This is a genomic window from Streptomyces sp. NPDC048270 (assembly GCF_040652335.1).
Lineage (GTDB): Bacteria > Actinomycetota > Actinomycetes > Streptomycetales > Streptomycetaceae > Streptomyces.
The window spans coordinates 1-19,930 of the sequence record NZ_JBEZLV010000001.1; the positions used below are offsets into that span (position 1 = coordinate 1).

The following is a 19,930-nucleotide window of genomic DNA, read 5'->3' on the forward strand; positions in this document are numbered from 1 at the left end:
GGCGCCCGCCACATCGTCATGCCCGCCGCCCTCCCCGGCTACCTCGCCGGACTCAAGCAGGGCTGGGCCTTCTCCTGGCGCTCCCTGATGGCCGCAGAAATCATCGCCAGCTCCCCCGATCTCGGCCTGGGCCTGGGCCAACTCCTGGAGAACGGCCGCAACAACATCGACCTGCCCGGCGTCTTCCTCGCGATCATCCTGATCCTCGTCGTCGGCATCGCCATCGACCTGCTCATCTTCAGCCCCATCGAGCGGTGGGTCCTGCGCAGCCGCGGCCTCCTGGTCAAGTGAGTCCCATGGCCCCCGCACCCGCCCTCCTCGTCATCGCCCACGGCAGCCGCGACCCGCGGCACGCGGCGACCGTGCACGCCCTGACCGGGCGCGTGCGGGCCCTGCGGCCCGGGCTGCGGGTGGAGACGGCCTTCCTGGACTTCAACACCCCGACGGTCGGCCAGGCGCTGTCGTCGCTCTACCTGTCGGGTGTCCGCGAGGTCGTCGCGCTCCCCCTGCTCCTCACCCGGGCCTTCCACGCGAAGTCCGACATCCCGGCGGCGCTGGCCGAGTCGACGGCCCGGCTGCCGGGGCTGTCGGTGCGGGTTGCCGATGTCCTGGGACCCTCGGCGCTCCTGCACTCGGCCCTCGACCGCCGGCTGGCCGAGGCCGGACTCACCCCGGCGGACCGCGCCACCACCGCGGTGGTGCTCGCGTCCGCCGGATCCACAGACCCGGAGGCGATCGCAGCGATCGCTGAAACCGCGCGGGAGTGGCGGCGCACCGGTTGGTGTGCCGTGCGGCCTGCGTTCGCCTCCGCTGCCCTTCCCCGTACGGAGGACGCCGTACGGGCGCTGCGTGCGGAGGGCTTCGCACGGGTGGCGGTGGCGCCGTACGTCATCGCCCCCGGGCGGCTGCCGGACCGGATCGCGGCGGGGGCCGAAGCCGCCGGTGCGGACGTCCTGGCCGATGTCCTGGGCCCTGCCCCGGAACTGGCCCGCCTCCTGCTGCGCCGCTTCGACGCCGCCGCGTGCGCGCCCGCGCGGCGCCCGTCCCTGACGGCCTGACCCCCGTCTCCTGGGGCTCCGCCCCAGACCCCGCGCCTCAAACGCCGGCGGGGCTGGATTTTGGCTGATGCCGCCTTCCGAGCGCGGCCGGAATCCCGGAGGGCAATCTCCGGCCGGGCTGGATCTTGGCTGGTGCCGCCTTCCGGGCGCGGCCGGAATCCCGGAGGACCATCGCCGGCGGACTGGATCTAGGCTGGTGCCGCCTTCCGGACACGGCCGGATGGCCGCTGGGGCGGCTCAGCTGGAGCCGGGTCGCAGCCGGAGCTAGGAGCGGGCGGCGGCCTCGTCGGCCAGGGCGGTGAGGTCCTCGATGGACATCGCGCCCGGCGGGAGCCCCTCGCGGGCGAAGATGTTGGCCGCGTGCCGCAGCACGTCGTTGACCGGCGTCGCGACACCGTGCAGGCGGCCCAGCAGCGAGATCTCCCCGTTGAGGTAGTCCGCCTCCACCGAGCCCGTGCCCCGCGCCAGGCTCTGCCACGAGGACCCGCCCCGGACCCCCGGCGGCTGGTCAACCTTGCCGTCGCGCGCGGCGGCCTGCTCGGCGTCCGAGGCGTACGCGATGCCGGCCGCCCCGAAGACCGCCTTCGCCTCGCGGACCGCCCGCAGCAGCAGCGCGCCCTTCGCCGGCCCGGGCTCCGGACCGGTGGTCGCCTGGACCGCGTTGCCCAGGTTCCCCAGCAGCTTCGCGTACTTCCACCGCATCACGTCCTCGGTCAGCGGCGCCTCGAAGCCGGCCTTCCCGAGGTCCGCGGCCACCGCCCGCGCCAGCGCGTCCGTACCGCCCGCCGCCCGGCCCAGGTGCAGGATCCCGGTCAGCGGCGCGCACAGCGCGGAGACCACGCCCGGCTCCAGGAAGGTCGCGGGCAGCCATACGCACACCCCGTACACCCGCGCGAAGCGCCGCAGGGCCAGCCGTTCGCTCTCCACGCCGTTCTGCGCACACAGCACCGGCAGCCGCTGCGCCGCCGTTCCGCCGCCCGCGACCTCCGCGTCGCCCCACTCGTCGAGCGCGGCGATCGCGTCCTGCGTCTTGACGGCCAGCAGCAGGACGTCGTCCGGGCGCAGCTCGCCCAGTTCGGCCGGCCCGGTGACCACGGGCAGCCGGTGCACGCGGGTGCCTGCCGCCGTGGTCAGCCGCAGGCCGTCCGCCCGCAGGGCCTGGGCGTGGGCTCCGCGCGCGACGAGGACGGCCTCGCCGCCCGCCTCCGCGAGCCGTCCGCCGATGGTGGCGCCGACCGCGCCCGCGCCGATGATGATGTACCGCATGCCCACGAGCCTGGCACATCCCGGCTCCCGCGTTGCCGTCGGGGCATGGCGCAGGAGATATGCGAGCTCGGCGGGGACCTGCCCGTACGGCGGCTCGGTTTCGGTACGGGCGGCCTGGTCTGGCCCGAGTACTGGGGCCCGCGCGGCCGCGCCGAGGCCCGGGACCTGCTGCGGACGGCGGTGGAGCGCGGAGTCACCCTCATCGACACCGCCGACGACTACGGCCCCGGCCTTTGGCGGAGGAGCTGATCGCCTGCGACGGCTGCGCGTGGAGCGGATCGGCCTCTACCAGCTGCACCGCTTCGACGCATCGGTCCCGATGGCCGAACAGCTGGGAGCGTTGGCGGAGTTGCGGGCGAAGGGCAAGATCCGGCACATCGGCCTGGACGCGGTCACCGCGGAGCGGTGTCGCGTCCCGGTGGACCCCTCCGGTCACAGCACCAGACGTCAGGGGAGGTTCACCGCCACGTGGTCGACGACTGCCTGGAACTCCTTCGTGGGTGAGAAGTCCAGGTACTCGCAGTCCTCGAGGGCCTCTGGGGCGTGGCCGGGTTCCCAGTAGAAGGCCTCACCCTCCTCGTAGACCCGGTCCCCGTCCTTGAAGTGCAGCTTGACCTTGCCCTTGAACACGTATCCCCAGTGGGGGCAGGTGCACAGGTCGTCCGGCAGGCCCTTGAACGCCGGCGTCATGTCCACGCCCTTGGCGAATTTCACGAAACCGACGGTGAAATCCCCGCCGAGCTCCTTCATGCGCAGTTCCACACCGTCGCCTTCGAAGGCCACGGGCGTCTGCTCGCGCTTCATTGCCGTCATGGCTCACTCCACGCTGATCCGCTCCGGCAGTCCGGAGCTTCCCTCCTGCCCCCGGTATCTTCACTGTCCCACCGGCCCGCGCCCCCCGCGAGCGCTCGCGAGACGGCACGCGGCCGGCTCAGCTACCGGTCAGCTCCACCAGTTTGGCGACGGTGTTCCAGTTGCGGGTGGTGGCGTCGATGCCCTTGGCCCGGGCCGGCCTGGCGAGGGCTTCGGCCAGCTTGGAGCGGCCCAGCCCGTCCGGGGCGTAGAGGTAGAGGACGTGGTCGCCGAGCCGGTACTCCTCGGGGAGGTACGCCTGCCGGTCCAGCCCGGCGAAGCGTTCCGGGCCGGGCTGCTCGGAGAAGAAGGTGGCGTGCAGCTGCCTGCCCTCCAGTTCGGCGGCCGGGAACGGGCAGGCGTCCGCGACGGCCTTCAGGTAGGCCCCGTCCACGACCAGGCACGCCACCCGGAAGCCGAAGTGGGCCTCGATGGCCGTCTCCAGCTCCCGGGCGAGCGCCCGCGGGTCCTTCTTCGCGCTGCTGAAGACGGCGTTGCCGCTCTGCAGGTACGTCCGCACGTCGTCGTGGCCGAGCCCCTCCAGGACGGAGCGCAGCTCCGCCATGGGGACCTTCCTGCTCCCGCCGACATTGATCCCGCGCAGCAGCGCCGCGTATTTCCTGGCCATGGGGGCAGCGTAGGCCGGTCCTATGACAGTTCGGCCTCGATGAGGTCGGCGGCCTGCCGCGTACCGCCCTCGGCGGCCATCCGGGTGCGGACCTCCGCGCAGCGGGCCGCGACCGCGGGGTCGCGGACCAGGGCGAGGACAGCCTCGCGGAGGGTCGCCGCGTCCGCCTGTTCCATCGGGACGTGCCGGGCCACGCCGAGCGAGACCAGCATGTCGGCGTTGCCGAACTGGTCGACGGCCTGCGGGACGGCGACCATCGGGGTGGCGGTGGCGAGGCCCTCCTGGCTGCCGCCGGCGCCCGCGTGGGTGATGAAGGCGTCGGCCTGGCGCAGGATGTCCAGTTGGGGAACCCAGCGGTGGACCTCGACGTTGGCGGGGATCTCGCCGAGTTCGGCCTCGTCGGTGAACTTGCCGATCTGGAGGACGACGTGCCAGTCGGGCAGGCCCCCGAAGGCCTCGGCGCAGGCACGGTAGAAGGCGGGCTGCTTGGTGAAGGCCGAGCCGAGGGAGACCAGCAGCACCTTCCTGCCCGCGGCCCGCTCCGGGCGCTGCCAGCGCCCCTGGACGGCGGTGCGGTCGCCCTGGCAGGCGCCGACGAAGGTGTACACGGAGGTGTCGACGCGGTCGGCGTTCGGCTGGAGCACCCGGGGGATCAGGACGAGGCTGCGGCGCGGGCGGCCCTGGAAGCGGTCCACGTCGTCGCCGAGGCCGTTCTCGCGCAGCCAGGCGGCGAAGCGGGCGTAGTAGGCGCGGCCGCGCTCCGATGCCTTCAGGTCGGCGAACATCGGCGCGGCCACTTCCTCCTCGTAGCCCGCCCAGGCGACCAGGTTCGGGGAGAGGGAGACGGCGGGGACTCCCCAGCGGTGCGCGAGCACGGGCGCGGGGTAGGCGGTGATGTCGTGGAGGACGAGGTCGGGTTCGTCGCCGTCGAAGGCGGCCGCGAGCTGCGGGAGCGCCTGGACGGCGTCGTTGAGGAAGGGTTCGAGGTTCTCGATGAGTTCGGTGCCCCAGGCCTCCGGTTCGTCGTCGGTGGGGAGGGTGGACTTCCAGAGGACCGGGGTGGCGCCGGTCTCGGCGACCTTCTCGGCGAAGGAGGCGGGGATCGCGTAGCTGACGCGGTGGCCCCGGGCGACGAGTTCCCGGATCACTTCGATGCTCGGGTTCACGTGCCCGTGGGCGGCGATGGAGAACATGGCGATGTGGGCGGGCTTGGCTGAGGTCATGAGCCGACCATAACGAGACGAGACGTCTCGTGCAATCGAGATTCCCGCCCCGCCCTACCTCTGGTACCGCGCCAGCACCCGGTTCCCGTCACCCACCAGCCGTTTCTCCAGCTCGGCGAGGTCGATCGCCCCGCTGTAGAACTCCTGCAGCGCCGGGGTCGCGACCTTGTCCTTCCACTCCGGGTAGCCGCGCACGGACGGGGCCGGCGCGGGCCGCAGCCCGGCCGCGAGCGCCGCGCCGGTGGCCCAGCCGAGTTCGGGCGTGCGCAGCGCGGGGTCGGCCAGCGCCCGGGTGCCGGTCGGCAGCATCCAGTCGCCGCGGGCGAGGCGGACCATGTTGGCCGGGCTCAGCAGGAAGTCGATGAAGGCCGCCGCCTCCTTCTTGTACGGGCTGTCCTGCGCGACGGACAGGGTCTGCGGGCTGACCCCCTGGGACAGGCCCTCGGCGCCGGCCGGGGGCGGCAGCACCTGCCACGCGAAGCCGGGCGGCGCCTGGCGCACGATCTGCTGGCGGTAGGAGAACCCGAGCGGCACCATCGCGTAGCGGCCGCCGAAGAATCCGGGCAGGGTGTCGGAAGCGCCCATCCCGAGGGTGGCCCGGGAGGCGCTGCGGTCGGTCTCGGTCTGGGCCCGGATGGTGGCGGGGACGACGCCGTCCCCCTCGGACCAGCGGATGACGGCCTTGCCCCCGGCGTCACGGTGGAAGAGCCGGCCGCCCGCGGACAGGCCGAGGTTGAGGGTGGCGGAGACGGGGTCCTTGAGCGGCCAGGCCACCCCGTACCGGCCCTCGGCGGTCAGCTGCCGGGCGGCCGTACGGAACTCCTCCCAGCTCCACGGGGCTTCGGGGGTCGGGATGCGCACCCCCGACGCGCGCAGCAGCTCGGTGTTGGCCATCAGGACCCGGGGCTCCTGGAGGAAGGGGACCCCGTACACCCCGCCGTCCGGCCCGAAGGTGACGCTCTCCCAGGAGGCGGCCGGGATGTCGGCCTTGAGGCGCTCGGAGAGCAGGGGCCGCAGGTCCGCGAGGTAGCCGCCGTAGGCGAAGTCCGCGAGGTCGTCGGAGGCGTCGTGGATGACGTCCGGGGCCTCGCCGCCCTCGAAGGAGGTCAGCAGCTGGTCGTGGACGCTGTTCCAGCTGCCCTGCACGTACTGGACCTGGACCTTCGGGTGGGCGGCGTTCCACTCGGCGACCAGGGCCCTGTTGGCGTCGACGGACTCCTTCTGCCACGCCAGGGACTGGAAGCGCAGCCGCACCACGCCGTCCCAGGCGGCGTGCGGCGCGGAACAGCCGCCGGCCGCGGCGGCCAGCAGCACGAGCACGACGGCCCAGACCCGGACCCGGGCCGGGAGCCGGGCCGGGAGCCGGGCCGGGGCCCCGGCGCGTGCCCGCCGTCCCCCACGGCGGCGCATCAGCTCTTCACCGCCCCGGCCAGCATGCCGCCGGTGATCCGCTTCTGGATGACGGCGAAGACCACCAGCGAGGGCAGGGTCGCGAGGAAGGCCGCGGCGGCGAGCGGGCCGAGGTCGGCGGCCCCCTCGGCGCCCAGGAAGTGCGTCAGGACGACCGGCAAGGTCTGCTTCTCCGGGGTCTTGAGGAGGACGAGGGCGAAGAAGAACTCGTTCCAGGCGGTGATGAAGGCGAACAGGGCGGTGGCCACGATCCCCGGCGCCAGCAGGGGCGCGACCACCGAGACGAGGGTGCGCAGCCGCCCGGCTCCGTCCACCGCGGCCGCCTCCTCCAGCTCGGGCGGGACGGCGCGGACGTAGCCGACGAGCATCCACAGCGCGAACGGCAGCGACCAGACGACGTACACGAGGATCAGGCCCGGAACCGAGTTGACGAGGTGCAGGTTCTTCAGCACCAGGAAGAGCGGGATGATCACCAGCACGAACGGGACGGCCTGGCTGATCACGACCCAGCCGGTGGCCGCGGTGGCCAGCCTCCCCCGCCGGCGGGCGAGGACGAAGGCCGTGGGGGTGGCCAGGGCGACCGCGAGGACGGCGGCGCAGACCGCGGCGATCAGGCTGTTCAGCGCCGCCTGCGCCAGCGGCTGTTCGGCGAAGGCCTGGCGGAAGTTGCCGAGGGTAGGGTCCTCGGGGATCCAGGCGGGGTGCAGGCTGCCGAGCTCGCGGGCGGGCTTGAACGCGGTGGAGAGCAGCCACAGGAACGGGAACGCGAGGAAGACGAGGTAGCCGGCGAGCGCTGTGTACTGGGCGGCCCGGGCGGCCCGGCCGCCCCGGCGCGTGCTCCTGCGGCTGCGCGCGGGTCCCATCAGGCGTCGCCTCCCCGGAGCCGGCCGGCCAGGTACCCGGCGAGCAGCACCGAGATGACCGCGATCATCACGCAGCCCATGGCGGCCGCGTACCCGAACTGGCCGTAGCGGAAGGCCTCCTCGTAGGCGAAGAGCATGGGCAGCCGGGTGCGGCCGCCGGGGCCGCCGCTGGTCAGCACGTAGACCAGGGCGAAGGAGTTGAAGTTCCAGATCAGGTTGAGCGCGGAGATCGACAGCGCCACCGGCCGGATCGCCGGCCAGGTGACCGCCCGGAAGCGGCGCCAGGCGCCGGCGCCGTCGAGGGCGGCGGCCTCGTGGAGTTCGTGCGGGGTGTTCTGCAGGCCGGCGAGCAGTGCGACCGTGGTCTGGGGCATGCCCGCCCAGATGCCGACCACGACGACGGCGGGCAGGGCGGTGGCGAGCCCGCTGAGCCAGTCGGTGTCCCCGGCGAGCCCGAGGCCGGCCAGGGTCTCGTTGAGGACCCCCGCGTCGGGGTGGTAGACCAGCCGCCAGATGATGCCGACCACCACCTCGGGCATGGCCCAGGGGATGATCGCGAGCGAGCGGGCCAGCCACCGCAAGCGCAGGTTCTGGTTGAGCAGCAGGGCCAGCCCGAGGGCCAGCAGGAACTGCGGGACGGTGACCGCGACCGCCCACAGCAGGCCGATCCGGAAGGACTCCCAGAACAATCGGTCGTGGAGCAGGTCCTGGAAGTTGAGTGCCCCGACCCACTGGGTGGGCGCGGTACGGCCGGACTGGGAGTCGGTGAAGGCCAGACCGACGCCGTAGAGCAGCGGGCCGACGCTGAGCAGCAGGATCGGAATGAGCGCGGGCAGGACCAGGAACCAGGCCCCGTGGTCGGCCCGGCGGTCCTTGTGCGCCGGGGCGGCTGCGGTCACCTTCACCCCTTCCCGTCGCGGTCATCGTGCGCAGGGCCTGATGGCGCGTCAAGGCAGCGCACATCCGGATGGGAGACTTGGCGCATTCACGACGATCCGGATCCGGAGTACGAGATGGACGAGGCGCGGGCCAGGTACGTACTGGCGGCCGCGGGCCTGGGCGGCGAAGGTGCCGCCCTGCTGGCCCTGGGCGAGAACGCGGTGTTCGCGGCCGGGGAGCTGGTGGTGAAGGTGGGCCGCGCGGACGGGGCCCTGGCGGCGCGGGCCGGGCGCGAACTGGCCGTCGCTTACTGGCTGGAACGGGCCGGCGTCCCGGCGGTCCGCGCCGCCGAGCCGGAGCCGCGGCTGGTGGCGGGGCACCCGGTGACGCTGTGGCACCGGCTCCCGGAGGCGGTGCGTCCCGCGGGTCCGGAGGACCTCGCGGTGCTGCTGCGCCGGATCCACGCCCTGCCCGAGCCGCCGTTCCCGCTGGGCGCGCGGGACCTGCTGGGCGGGGTCGAACGCTGGCTGCGGCTGGCCGGCGACGCGATCGACCCGGCGGACGCCGCGTACCTGCGGGCCCGCCGCGACGCCTACGCGGGCGAGGTGGCGGGTCTGGTGCCGCACCTGCCGCGGGGTCCGATCCACGGCGACGCCCTGCCCCGCAACGTGCACGTCGGCCCGGACGGCCCGGTCCTGGTCGATTTGGAGACCGTCTCGGCCGACCTGCGCGAGCACGACCTGGTGGTCATGGCCCTCTCCCTCGACCGGTACGGGCTGCCGGCCGCGTCCTACGGGGCGTTCGTGTCCGCGTACGGCTGGGACGTCCGCGACTGGGAGGGCTGCGCGGCGCTGCGCGGGGCCCGCGAGACGGCCAGCTGCGCCTGGGTCTCGCAGCACGCGCCGACCAACCCGAAGGCGCTGGCCGAGTTCCGCCGCCGGGTGGACTCCCTGCGCGAGGGCGCGTCCGAGGTCCGCTGGCACCCGTTCTGAGGTGTCCGCCGCCGGGCGGCGGACCGCCCCTCGCGGTCACGCCGGCCGCGGTCGGCCGTCAGACCGGCGTGCACCCGTCAGACCGGCGGCCGCCCGTCAGACCGGCGTGCGCCCGTCAGTGCGCCGGTCCGGACGTCTCGCCGACTGCCAGGGCGAAGGCCTCCGCCTGGGCGGAGGGTCGCGTGCGGTGGCGGATGAGGCCCAGTTCGGAGTCGGGCAGGCCCTGCACCGGGACGAAGGTGAGGGAGTCGCGCCGTCCGTGGTAGTCGGCCGTGGACCGGCACAGCAGCATCGCGCCGCGGTTGGCCGCCGTCAGACTCAGGCCCTCCTGGAGCGTGTTGACGCTGGGTCCGGCCGGTACGGGGAGCCCGCCGGGGGTCAGGCCGGGGGCCTGGGCCTGCCGCCAGTACTCGGGGGCCCCGCCGTCGATGCCGATGAGCCGGCAGTCGGCGAGCTCCTCCGCGCAGAGCGACTCCCGCGCGGCGAAGGGGTGCCGGACGGACACGGCCAGGGTCTGCGGCTGCCGGGAGAAGACCGGGCCGAGGACGAGGTCGTCCTCGGCCACCGGCAGCAGGACCACCGCGCAGTCCACCTCCTGGCGGCGCAGCGGCCCGAAGGGGTCGGAGAGCGGGATCTCGACGATGTCGATCGCGCAGTCGGGATACCGGTCGCCGAACAGGGCGATCGCCCGGCTGAGGTAGTCGTCGACGGTTCCCTGGAAGCCGATGCGCAGTTCCCCGCCCATGCCCCGTGCGGCGGCCCTGGCCTCGTCCACCGTGGCGCGCAGCGCGTCGTAGGCGGGGCGCAGGCCCGCCAGGAAGCTCTCGCCCAGCGGGGTCAGCCGCACCCGCCGGCTGGTGCGTTCGACGAGCGGTGCGCCGATGCGGCCCTCCAGGGAGCGCAGCAGCTGGCTGACGCGGCTCTGCGAGACGTACAGCCGCTCGCCGGTCCGTCCGAAGTGCAACTCCTGCGCGAGCACGAGGAACGTCTCCAGCTCGCGTATCTCGACACCGCTCATGGTTTCCTTTCTACACCGCCGCCCCCGCGCGGCCGATCGAGTAGCCCTGCTTATCGAAGGATGAGGGATCGGCCGTTGTTCCCGCTGGTCGGGGCGGGTTGGCTGGTCGCATGGCACAGACTGAGGAAATTGCAGACACCACCGGGGTGCCGGAGCGGTCCGCGGCCCGCGGCTGGCTCGGCGTCGCGGCGGTCGCGAGCGCGACGTTCACGGTGGTGACGTCCGAGATGCTGCCCGTGGGCCTGCTGACGCCCATCGGGGACTCGCTGGAGGTGACCGAAGGCACCGCCGGGCTGACCCTGACCATCACCGGCCTCGTCGGTGCGGTGTCGGCGCCGCTGCTGACACCGCTGTTGGGGCGGTTCGACCGGCGGGCGGTGCTGTGTGCGCTGATGGCGGTCCTGACGGCGGGCAACCTGCTCGCGGCGTGGACCCCGGACTTCGCGGTGATGGTGGCCGCGCGCGTACTGGTCGGCGTCGGCATGGGCGGTGTCTGGGCGATCGCGGCGGGCCTGGCGGTCCGTCTGGTGCCGCCGAGGTCGGTGGGCTCCGCGACCTCGCTGGTCTTCAGCGGCATCGCGGTGGCTTCGGTGCTCGGCGTCCCGGCGGGTACGTACATCGGCGAACTGGCCGACTGGCGGACCGCGTTCGTCACCGTGGGCGTCCTGGCGCTGCTGGTGCTGGTCGCCCTGGCGGCCCTGCTGCCGCGGCTGCCCGCGGAGCAGGAGGTGCGCCTCGGCGGTGTGGTGCGGCTGTTCGGCGAGGCGCGGGTGCGGACCGGGCTGATCGTGGTGGCCCTGCTGGTCACCGGCCACTTCGCCGCCTACACCTATGTGCGCCCCGTGCTGGAGGAGGTCTCCGGGGCGAGCGCCGGGATGATCGGCACGCTGCTGCTGGTGTACGGAGTCGCGGGCGTGGCCGGCAACTTCGCGGCCGGCGCGGGCGCCGGGCGCTCCCCGCGCTCCACCCTGCTGGTGATCAGCGCGGTGCTGGCGGCCACGGTCGCGCTGGTACCGCTGCTCGGCGGCTCCGTCCTGACCGCCGGTGTGCTGCTCGCCGTCTGGGGACTGTCGTACGGCGGCGTGTCGGTCAGCACCCAGACCTGGTTGCTGGCTTCGGCCCCCGAGGCGCGCGAGGCCGCGTCCTCCCTGTTCGTCGGCGTGTTCAACGGGGCGATCGCGCTGGGCGCGCTGGCCGGGGGGCTGGCCGCGGACGGCGCCGGGGTCACCGCGGTGATGTGGCTGGGCGGCGGGCTCGCCGCCCTGGCCCTGGCGGTGACGGCACTGGGCAAGGCGCCCGCGTCCGGGCGCCTGTGAGACCGGCCCGGCGCCCACCCCCGGGCCGCGCCGCCCCGGCTTCGGGGCCGGCGGGCCGGGCGCCGGGCCCGCGACCGGCCGCCCCTGCCGTCCGGCCGACCGGGGACGGCGGCCCGGACGGCGGGGGCGGTACGGCTCGGGCGGTACGGGCGGGCCTGCCCGTACCGCCCGTGGCGGTCAGCCCCCGACGCCGTCGAGGAACTCGGTGATGACCGCGGCCCACTCGGCCGGCCGCTCCGCGGCGATGGCGTGACCGCAGTCCAGCGTCGCCAGCCGGGCACCCGGGATGCCGTCCGCGAGTTCGCGGGAGTGAACGGGAGTGGTGAGGAGGTCGCCGAGGGGCGAGACCACCAGGACCGGTACCGCGATCCGCGCCAGGTCGGCCCGCACGTCGATGCCGTCGAAGAGGGCGAGCTGCGCGTCGGTGCCCGGCGGCATCCCGGCGGCGAACAGCCCGAGCTGTTCCTCGACCTCCTCGTGGGAGCGCGCGTCGAGCCAGCGGGTGCCCCCGACCGCCAGGGAGAGGTAGGAGGCCAGGACCCTGCTGTCGCCGTCCGGCGCGCCGAGCGCCCGCCAGGTGTCGATGACCAGCTTGAGGCGTGCGTTCGGACGGGCGAATCCGGCGGAGAGAACGAGGGCGGCAACCCGCTCGGGATGGCGCACCGCGGCCCGAACGGCCACCGTCGCACCCAGCGAGAATCCAGATATGGCAAAAGAATGTACGCCGGATTGCACGGCGCTTTCCACAATGTGGTCGGCAAGCCGGTCGAGTGTCAGGGGAAGGTCGCCGAGGGGGTTATTCCCGGAGCCCGGATAATTGGGGCCGATGACGGTTCGACGGGCGGCGAGACTTTCCAGGACCGGCCCGTAACTGTCCTCGATGTCACTGCCCGCACCATGCGCGAGCAGCAGTCCTGGTCCGCTGCCGCGCACGATGACGGATTTTTGGGAAGGAGGCAGAGAGGTCATGTCCGAGATGTTAGCGAGGGCTCGGGAAAAACCTCGGCGAATATTGCGCGGATCACATATTCCCACCCGTGACTACCTGATCGAGTAGTCATCCTCCACTCATACGAGTAGTGGTGAACCAGATTGGGGGAAACGTAGGCTCCTGAGCATCGGACGGCAAACATTCCGGCCGTCGGAATTAGCGAAGGAAGGCCGATGCTCGCAACACGCCAGCTCCCTCTGTCCGCCTACCAGCTGGACATTTGGGCTGCCGAGTCCACCGCGCCGGGTGACCCCCAGTTCAACGTGGTCATTCATGAGCGGGTGGCCGGCGATGTCGACGTGGACAGCTTGGGGGAATCCCTCGAGGAGGTCCTGCGGAACAACGACGCGTTCTCCCTGCGCTTCGACGAACAGGACGGGATCCCCTGCCAGTGGGTGGCCGGGGCCGAGGCGCGGGAGGAGGCGGGCCCCTGGGTCCAGTACGTCGACCTCTCCGGCGCGGCCGACCCGGCGGCGGCCTGCGCGGCGTGGCGGGAGCACTCCCTCACGCGCCCCTTCACCCTGCGGCGTTCGCGTTTGTTCACGGCCGCAGTGCTGCGCGAGAGTGCCTCGGTCATCCATGTGCACCTCAACGCCCACCACCTGATCGCCGACGCCTGGGCCCTGAACCAGGTCAGCCTGCAGCTGTGGCAGCGCTACGGCGACCGGGTGGCCGTGACCATGGCCGCCGGGACCGGGGCCGTGGCCGTGGACCGTCCCGCTCCGCCGTCCGTCACCGCGCTCGTCGAGGCGGACCGCGCCTACCGCGCCTCCGGCGCCTTCGAAGAGGACCGCGCGTACTTCCGCGACGCGCTGGCGGGCGTGCGTCCCGCCCTGTTCACCCGCGCCACCGCGGCTCCCGCGGACGGCGCGCGGCGCCGGGCCCGGCACACCTTCACCGTCGACGCCGACCTGGTCCGCCGGATCCGCGGCGGCGGCAGCTCCCCCTTCGCCTTCCTCACGGCCGCCTTCGCCGCCTACTTCTCCCGCGTGCACCGCACCGAGGAGCTGGTGCTCGGAGTCCCGTTCCGCAACCGGCGCGCGGACGCCGACCTCGGGACGGTCGGCCAGCTGGCCAACAACCTGCCGCTGCGCGTGCCCGTCGGCCCCACGGCCACCCTGCACGAGCTGGCCGCCGCCGTCCGCCGCGGCACGGACGCGCTGCGCGCCCACGAGCGGCTCCCCCTCGGCGACGTGCTGCGCGACCTCCCGGCCGCCGGCGCCGGCTCCCGCCGCCTCTTCGACATCACCCTCTCCTACCTGCGCCACCCGCGGCCCGCCGCGGTTCCGGGCGCCTCGCTGGAGTCCGTCGTGCTGGCGCCCGTCCACCACCAGGACGCGCTGTCCGTGATGGTGCACGCCTTCGAGGACGACGCCGACCTGCGGGTCGACCTCGACTACGCCGTCGACGTGTTCGACGAGGACTACCCCATCGCCTCGGTCGCGGGCCACCTGCTGCGCCTCGTCGCCGCCGGGGCCGCCGAGCCCGGCCGGGCCGCGGCGGCGCTGCCCGTCCTGGACGAGGCCGAGCACCTTGACCTCACACGGCTGCGGCAGGGGCCGGACGTCCCGTACGCCGACGACCGGACCGTGCACGGCCTGATCGCCGAGCAGGCCGCCCGCACCCCGGACCGGACCGCCGTGACCGGAGCGGACGGGACCCCTCCGCTGACCTACGCGGACCTCGACACCCGCTCCAACCAGGTGGCGCACGCCCTGCGCGCCCGGGGCGTGGGCACCGGCGACCGGGTGGCCGTCCTGATGGACCGCTCGCCGCGGCTGATCGTCGCCCTGCTCGGCGTCCTCAAGGCCGGCGGCGCCTACGTGCCCGTGGACCCGGGCTATCCTGCGGAGCGGATCGGCTTCCTGCTCGAGGACAGCCGGGCCAAGGTGGTGCTGACCGACGGCGGAGCCCCGGCCGGCGCCCCGGGCGTCCCGGTCCTGCGCACCGACGAGCTGCTCACCGGCCCGGGCGGGCCGCTGGACGATCCGGCCACCTCCCGCGACCTCGCGTACGTGATCTACACCTCGGGCTCCACCGGCCGCCCCAAGGGCGTCATGGTCGAGCACCACTCGGTGGTCAACCGGCTCGCCTGGATGCAGAGGGCCTACCCGGTCGGCGAGGGCGACGTCCTGCTCCAGAAGACGCCGATCTCCTTCGACGTCTCCGTGTGGGAGCTCTTCTGGTGGGCGATCGAGGGCGCGGAGCTCGCCCTGCTGCCCGTCGGCGGCCAGCGCGACCCGCGCGGGATCCTGCGCACGATCGCCGAACAGCGGGTCACCACCCTGCACTTCGTCCCCTCCATGCTGGGTCCCTTCCTCGACCTGCTGGAGGACCGCCCTGAGCTGCGTGCCGAAGCCGCCTCCCTGCGGCAGGTGTTCTGCAGCGGCGAGGCCCTGCCCGCGGCGCGCGTCGAGCAGTTCAACCGGATCTTCGGCTCCCGCGGCGACGGTGCCCCGAAGCTGGTCAACCTGTACGGGCCCACCGAGGCCACGGTCGACGTGTCGTCCTACGACTGCCCGGCGGCCGGCGAGGGGCCGGTGCGCCGGATCCCCATCGGCCGGCCCATCGACAACACCCGGCTGTACGTGCTGGACGCGCACGGCGGGCTCCAGCCGGCCGGTGTCCCCGGCGAGCTGTGCATCGGCGGCGTCGGCGTCGCCCGCGGCTACCTGGAGCGGCCCGAGCTGACCGCGGAGAAGTTCACCGAGGACCCCTTCGCCCCGGGCGGACGGCTCTACCGCACCGGCGACCTCGCCCGCTGGCTGGCCGACGGCACCCTGGAGTACCTCGGCCGGATCGACGGACAGGTCAAGATCCGCGGCAACCGGGTGGAACTCGGCGAGGTGCAGAACCGGCTGGCCTCCGTGGCCGGCGTACGGGACGCCGTCGTGGTGGACCACCAGTCCGGCAGCCGGGGCACCCTGCTGATCGGCTACTACGTCGCGGACACCGAGCTCAGCCCGGCCCTGCTGCGCACCGAACTGGCTTCCGCACTGCCGGAGTTCATGGTGCCCGCGCACTTCATCCGGATCGAGGCCGTCCCCCTGACCCCGAACGGCAAGGCCGACCGCCGCGCCCTGCCCGCCCCCTCGGCCGCCGCCGGTCCGAGGTACGCGGCTGCGCGCAACGCCACCGAGGAGACGCTCGCCGCGATCTGGGCGGACGTACTGGAGGCGGAGCGGGTCGGGATCCACGACGACTACTTCGCACTCGGCGGGGACTCCATCACGATGCTGCGCATCCGCGCCCGGGCCGAGAAGGCCGGCATCGTGTTCGACCTGACGGACCTGGTGCAGCAGCCGACCGTCGCCCAGCTGGCCGCCAGGTCGGCCACCGGCGGCGCGCCCGCCGCACCCGCCGCCGAGCTCGCACCGTTCGCCCTGGTCTCGGGCGTCGACCGGGCCCGGCTCGAAGGCCGCGCCGACGCCTACCCGCTGACCCGCCTCCAGCTCGGACTGCTCTACCACAGCCGGGCCGAGCAGGACTCGGCCGTCTACCGCGACGTCTTCCAGTACAGCATCACGGCCGCGTGGGACGAGGAGGCCTTCCGGGACGCCTTCGAACGGCTCGTCGCACGCCATCCGGTCCTGCGCTCCTCCTTCGACCTGGGCTCCTTCTCCGAGCCGCTCCAGATCGTGGACCACGAGATCACCGGCGGCCTCGACACCGTGGACCTGCGGGGCCGCCCGGAGGCGGAGGCGCTCGCCGAGATCCGGTCGCACGTCGACGAACGCCGCTTCCACCGCTACGACTTCGAGCGGGCCCCGCTCCACCACCTGCGCGCCCACGTCCGCGAGGAGACGCTGGAGCTGGTGCTGAGCTTCCACCACGCGATCCTCGACGGCGGAAGCGTGGCCACCCTGGTCGCCGAGCTGCTGCAGGACTACCTGCACCGCCTGGGCCACCCCATCGCGGCCGTGGCCGAGACCGCCCTGCCCTCGGCGGCGCACCACGTGCGCGCCGAACGCGAGGCCCTGGAGTCGGAGCCGGCCCGCGGCTTCTGGCGCGAGCGGCTGCGGGACGCCCCGCTGCTGCGCCTGCAGCCCTTCCGCGGCCACCAGGCCCCGGGCCCGGACGCGCAGATCACCAGGATCGCGGACCTGCCCGCCGAACTCACCGAGCAGACAGCCCTGTTCGCCCGGGAGCGGGCGCTGCCCGTGAAGTCGGTGCTGTTCGCGGCGCACTGCCTGACACTGGGGCTGTTCTCCGGTTCCGACGACATCACCACCGGCCTGGTCACCCACGGCCGCCCCGAGCTGGAGGACGCCGACCGCATCGCCGGGCTCTTCCTCAACACGATGCCCGTGCGGCTCGGCACCGCCGCCGACAGCTGGGCCGACGTGGTCCGGGCCGCCTTCCGGCAGGAGCAGCAGAGCCACGCCCACCGCCGCTATCCGCTCAGCGCGATCCAGGAGGACCGGGGCTCCACCGTCCTGGAGACCGCCTTCAACTACATCCACTTCCGCCAGCTGGCCGCCGTCTTCGAACTGCCCGGGGTCCGTCTGCTCGACTTCCGGACCTGGGAGGAGACCAACTTCCAACTGCTGGTCAACGCCATGACCGACCCGGTGGACGGCTCCGTCCGGCTGCGCCTGGACCACCACGGGCTGACCTTCACCCCGGCCCAGGCCGACCTGTACGCCGAGCGGTTCACCGCGATCCTGGACCGGCTGGTCCACCACCCGGACGAGGCACCCGACTTCGGCTTCCTCGCACCGGAGCCGGTGCCGCGGCCGGCCGCGCCCGAGGGCCTGGCGGACACCGCCCCGCCCCTGGACGTCGTACGGGCCGTCGCGCGGCAGACCGCCCGCACCCCGGACGCCACGGCCGTGGTCTTCGGCGCCCGCCGCTGGACCTACGCCGAACTGGACGGGCACGCGGACCGGGTCGCGCGCGAGCTGATCGCGCTCGGTTCGCGGCCCGGCGACCGGATCGGCATCGCGATGGACCGCTCGCCGGAGACCGTCGCCGTCATCCTCGGCGTCATGAAGGCCGGCGCCGCCACCGTTCCGCTGGACGTCAGCTACCCGGTGGACCGGCTGACCGCGATGGTGGAGCAGGCCCGTCCGTTCCGGGTCATCGCGAACGCCGCGCACAGCGCCACCGTCGGCGGGCCGGCCCTGGTCCTCCCGGCCGAGGAGATCTTCTCCGAGGACGCCGGGCGGCCGTACCTGCCCCGGATCCCGGCGGAGGTGACCGAGGAGATCACCCCCGACTCCCTCGCCTACGTCCTGTTCACCTCCGGCTCCACGGGCGCGCCCAAGGGCGTGGCGATGCCGCACCGTTCGCTGGCCCACCTGGTGGCCTGGCAGAACGGGGTCCCGAGCGGGGTCGTCGGCGGCGTGACCGCCCAGTACGCGCCCCTGAGCTTCGACGTCTCCTTCCAGGAGATCTTCTCCACCCTCGCCGGCGGCGGCACCCTGCTGCTGCTCTCCGAGGACGAGCGGCGCGACATGCCCGCCCTGCTCCGGCTGCTCGACCGCGAGGGCGTGGAGCGCATCTGCCTCCCGTACGTCGCCCTCCAGCAGCTGGCCGAGACGGCGGACGCGCTCGCCCTGGCCCCGCGCTCGCTGCGGGCCCTGCTCTCCTCCGGGGAGCAGCTGCGCGTCACCGACGAGATACGCGCGCTGTGCGCGGCGCTGCCCGGGGTGATCCTGGAGAACCAGTACGGGCCGACCGAGTCGCACGTGGTGACCGCGTACACGATGCAGGGCGATCCGGCCGGGTTCCCGGACCTGCCGCCCATCGGCCAGGCCGTCGCCGGGTCCGCGGTGCACGTCCTGGACGGCCGGCTGCGGCCGGTCCCGGCCGGGGTGCGGGGTGAGCTCTACCTGTCGGGCGCCTGCCTGGCGGAGGGGTACGTGGGCCGCCCCGACCTGACCGAGGAGCGGTTCGTCCCGCACCCGTCCCCCGCGGCCGCCGCGGCGGGGGCGCGCCTGTACCGCACGGGCGACCTGGGCTTCGTCCTGCCCGGCGGTGACGTGGTGTGCCTGGGCCGGGCCGACGCGCAGGTCAAGGTGCGGGGCTACCGCGTGGAGCCGGCCGAGGTGGAGCTGGCCATCACCCGCTTCGCGGCGGGCCACCCGGGCATTGCGGAGGCGGCGGTCGTCGCCCGCCGGCGGGAGGGCAACGACTCCTTCCTCGCCGCGTTCCTGACGGGCGACCCCGACGGCGCGGATCTCACGCTGCTGCGCAAGCAGCTGCGGACGGCGCTGCCGGAGTACATGATGCCCTCGCACTTCGAGTGGCTGGCGGCCCTGCCGCTGACGCCCAGCGGCAAGCGCGACGACAAGGCGCTGCGCGCCGCCCCGCTGAGCACGGGGGTGTCCGCGGACCCCGCCGCGGACCCGCGCGACGCGTACGAGGAGACCCTGGTGGAGATCGTCGGCGATCTGCTCCAGCTGCCCGCGCTGGGCGTGCACGACAACATCTTCGACCTCGGGGCGACCTCGCTGACGGCGATGCGCCTGGTGGTGCAGATCGAGCAGCGCTACGGGATCAGCGTGCCGCTCTCGGAGTTCGTGTCGGCGCCGACGGTGGCGGAGCTGGCCGGACGGCTGCGCTCGGGCGAGGCGATGACGGCCTTCGACCCGCTGGTGCCCATCCGTCCGGCGGGGTCGAAGCGCCCGGTGTTCTTCGTCCACCCGATGGGCGGGAACGTGCTCTGCTACGTCAGGTTCGCCAAGTACCTGGAGGAGGACCAGCCGTTCTACGCCCTCCAGGCGGCCGGCGGCGATCCCGGCACCGAACCGCTGCGCAGCGTCGAGGAGATCGCGGCCAGTTACGTCGAGGCGATGCGCCGGGTGCAGCCGAGCGGCCCGTACGTGGTCGGCGGCTGGTCGTTCGGCGGGTTCGTGGCCTTCGAGATGGCCCGCCAGCTGCGGGCGGCCGGGGAGGAGGTCGCCCGGCTGGTGCTGCTGGACACCACGGCCCTGAACCCGGGCCGGCGCCTGACCACGGACGACGAGGCCCTGCTGGGCTGGTTCTTCTGGGAGCTGCTGTGGCTGCGGCGCGGGGGCGACTCCCCGCTGGAGCTGATCCCGGACCGGCTGACGACGCTGGAGGAGAAGTTCGACTTCATCGCCCAGCTGGCCATCGACGAGGGCGTGCTGCCCGCGGGGAGCACCGGGGCCGTCGTACGGCGCCTGTTCCACGTGTACGAGGCCAACTGGAAGGCGGCGTTCGCCTACCGGCCCGAGGTGGTGGACCAGGACATGGTCCTCATCCACGCGGCGGAGCCCCTGCCCGGGGTCCTCAACTCGATGCACACGGCCATCGAGAGCATGCACGCGGACCCGAGCAACGGCTGGGGCGAGCGCACCAGCGGCACGCTCGAGGTCGTGGACGTCCCCGGCGACCACCTCACGATCATGGAGGAGCCGTACGTGGCCCACATGGTCCGGGTCGTCACCGAACTGATCGGACAGTGAG

The 19,930-nt window shown here is 73.7% G+C and carries 14 protein-coding genes and 1 pseudogene; 6 read left to right on the top strand and 9 right to left on the bottom strand.

Annotation, left to right across the window (positions count from 1 at the left end; genetic code table 11):
- The coding region (locus AB0D66_RS00005; protein WP_362294123.1) for an ABC transporter permease subunit at positions 1-291 on the top strand (291 nt) is incomplete at its 5' end.
- Between the two features lie 5 nt (positions 292-296).
- Positions 297-1,058, top strand: a complete 762-nt coding sequence (locus tag AB0D66_RS00010; protein WP_362294125.1) for a CbiX/SirB N-terminal domain-containing protein — start codon at positions 297-299, stop codon at positions 1,056-1,058.
- A 264-nt stretch (positions 1,059-1,322) separates the two neighbouring features.
- On the opposite strand, the gene AB0D66_RS00015 is transcribed toward AB0D66_RS00010, so the two are convergent.
- Positions 1,323-2,324, bottom strand: a complete 1,002-nt coding sequence (locus tag AB0D66_RS00015; protein ID WP_362294128.1) for a 2-dehydropantoate 2-reductase N-terminal domain-containing protein — start codon at positions 2,322-2,324, stop codon at positions 1,323-1,325.
- A 45-nt stretch (positions 2,325-2,369) separates the two neighbouring features.
- On the opposite strand from AB0D66_RS00015, the pseudogene AB0D66_RS00020 reads away from it, so the two are divergent.
- A pseudogene (locus AB0D66_RS00020) lies at positions 2,370-2,730 on the top strand (aldo/keto reductase); the annotation flags it as partial.
- 41 nt (positions 2,731-2,771) lie between these two features.
- On the opposite strand, the gene AB0D66_RS00025 reads toward AB0D66_RS00020, so the two are convergent.
- The 6 genes from AB0D66_RS00025 to AB0D66_RS00050 form a co-directional block, all read right to left on the bottom strand.
- Positions 2,772-3,137: a hypothetical protein gene (locus AB0D66_RS00025; RefSeq protein ID WP_362294131.1), complete on the bottom strand. Its 366-nt coding sequence runs from the start codon at positions 3,135-3,137 to the stop codon at positions 2,772-2,774.
- Between the two features lie 118 nt (positions 3,138-3,255).
- Positions 3,256-3,804 (bottom strand): DUF1697 domain-containing protein, encoded by a 549-nt coding sequence (locus tag AB0D66_RS00030; RefSeq protein ID WP_362294134.1) that lies wholly within the window; start codon positions 3,802-3,804, stop codon positions 3,256-3,258.
- Between the two features lie 20 nt (positions 3,805-3,824).
- Entirely contained in the window at positions 3,825-5,027 is a 1,203-nt protein-coding gene (mgt, locus tag AB0D66_RS00035) for a macrolide-inactivating glycosyltransferase (RefSeq protein WP_362294136.1), read from the bottom strand.
- Positions 5,028-5,081: 54 nt separating this feature from the next.
- The gene (locus AB0D66_RS00040; protein WP_362294139.1) at positions 5,082-6,437 is read right to left on the bottom strand and encodes a sugar ABC transporter substrate-binding protein; all 1,356 of its coding nucleotides are present in this window, start codon (positions 6,435-6,437) and stop codon (positions 5,082-5,084) included.
- A complete protein-coding gene (locus AB0D66_RS00045; RefSeq protein ID WP_362294142.1) occupies positions 6,437-7,300 on the bottom strand; it encodes a carbohydrate ABC transporter permease in 864 nt (287 codons plus the stop codon). Before AB0D66_RS00045 ends, AB0D66_RS00040 begins: the two co-directional genes overlap by 1 nt.
- Positions 7,300-8,199 carry a sugar ABC transporter permease gene (locus AB0D66_RS00050; RefSeq protein WP_362294145.1) on the bottom strand — a complete coding sequence of 300 codons (900 nt, stop codon included), beginning with the start codon at positions 8,197-8,199 and terminating at the stop codon, positions 7,300-7,302. The genes AB0D66_RS00045 and AB0D66_RS00050 overlap by 1 nt, the downstream gene beginning before the upstream one ends.
- Positions 8,200-8,313: 114 nt before the next feature.
- On the opposite strand from AB0D66_RS00050, the gene AB0D66_RS00055 reads away from it, so the two are divergent.
- Entirely contained in the window at positions 8,314-9,171 is an 858-nt protein-coding gene (locus AB0D66_RS00055; RefSeq protein ID WP_362294149.1) for an aminoglycoside phosphotransferase family protein, read from the top strand.
- 115 nt (positions 9,172-9,286) lie between these two features.
- Here AB0D66_RS00055 and AB0D66_RS00060 read toward each other — a convergent pair whose 3' ends face one another.
- Positions 9,287-10,189 carry a LysR family transcriptional regulator gene (locus AB0D66_RS00060; RefSeq protein ID WP_362294151.1) on the bottom strand — a complete coding sequence of 301 codons (903 nt, stop codon included), beginning with the start codon at positions 10,187-10,189 and terminating at the stop codon, positions 9,287-9,289.
- 110 nt (positions 10,190-10,299) lie between these two features.
- On the opposite strand from AB0D66_RS00060, the gene AB0D66_RS00065 reads away from it, so the two are divergent.
- On the top strand, positions 10,300-11,505 hold the full coding sequence (locus tag AB0D66_RS00065; protein ID WP_362294154.1) for an MFS transporter: 1,206 nt from the start codon (positions 10,300-10,302) through the stop codon (positions 11,503-11,505).
- A 177-nt stretch (positions 11,506-11,682) separates the two neighbouring features.
- Here the strand turns inward: AB0D66_RS00065 and AB0D66_RS00070 are convergent, their stop codons facing one another.
- Positions 11,683-12,474, bottom strand: a complete 792-nt coding sequence (locus tag AB0D66_RS00070; RefSeq protein ID WP_362294157.1) for an alpha/beta hydrolase — start codon at positions 12,472-12,474, stop codon at positions 11,683-11,685.
- Between the two features lie 195 nt (positions 12,475-12,669).
- On the opposite strand from AB0D66_RS00070, the gene AB0D66_RS00075 reads away from it, so the two are divergent.
- Positions 12,670-19,929: an amino acid adenylation domain-containing protein gene (locus tag AB0D66_RS00075; protein WP_362294160.1), complete on the top strand. Its 7,260-nt coding sequence runs from the start codon at positions 12,670-12,672 to the stop codon at positions 19,927-19,929.
- Position 19,930 lies beyond the last annotated feature (1 nt).

Bases quoted from the DNA above. Each gene is read 5' to 3' on its own strand.
- AB0D66_RS00010 (WP_362294125.1), top strand. From the start codon at position 297: ATGGCCCCCGCACCCGCCCTCCTCGTCATCGCCCACGGCAGCCGCGAC.
- AB0D66_RS00015 (WP_362294128.1), bottom strand. From the start codon at position 2,324: ATGCGGTACATCATCATCGGCGCGGGCGCGGTCGGCGCCACCATCGGC.
- AB0D66_RS00025 (WP_362294131.1), bottom strand. From the start codon at position 3,137: ATGACGGCAATGAAGCGCGAGCAGACGCCCGTGGCCTTCGAAGGCGAC.
- AB0D66_RS00030 (WP_362294134.1), bottom strand. From the start codon at position 3,804: ATGGCCAGGAAATACGCGGCGCTGCTGCGCGGGATCAATGTCGGCGGG.
- mgt (WP_362294136.1), bottom strand. From the start codon at position 5,027: ATGACCTCAGCCAAGCCCGCCCACATCGCCATGTTCTCCATCGCCGCC.
- AB0D66_RS00040 (WP_362294139.1), bottom strand. From the start codon at position 6,437: ATGCGCCGCCGTGGGGGACGGCGGGCACGCGCCGGGGCCCCGGCCCGG.
- AB0D66_RS00045 (WP_362294142.1), bottom strand. From the start codon at position 7,300: ATGGGACCCGCGCGCAGCCGCAGGAGCACGCGCCGGGGCGGCCGGGCC.
- AB0D66_RS00055 (WP_362294149.1), top strand. From the start codon at position 8,314: ATGGACGAGGCGCGGGCCAGGTACGTACTGGCGGCCGCGGGCCTGGGC.
- AB0D66_RS00060 (WP_362294151.1), bottom strand. From the start codon at position 10,189: ATGAGCGGTGTCGAGATACGCGAGCTGGAGACGTTCCTCGTGCTCGCG.
- AB0D66_RS00065 (WP_362294154.1), top strand. From the start codon at position 10,300: ATGGCACAGACTGAGGAAATTGCAGACACCACCGGGGTGCCGGAGCGG.
- AB0D66_RS00070 (WP_362294157.1), bottom strand. From the start codon at position 12,474: ATGACCTCTCTGCCTCCTTCCCAAAAATCCGTCATCGTGCGCGGCAGC.
- AB0D66_RS00075 (WP_362294160.1), top strand. From the start codon at position 12,670: ATGCTCGCAACACGCCAGCTCCCTCTGTCCGCCTACCAGCTGGACATT.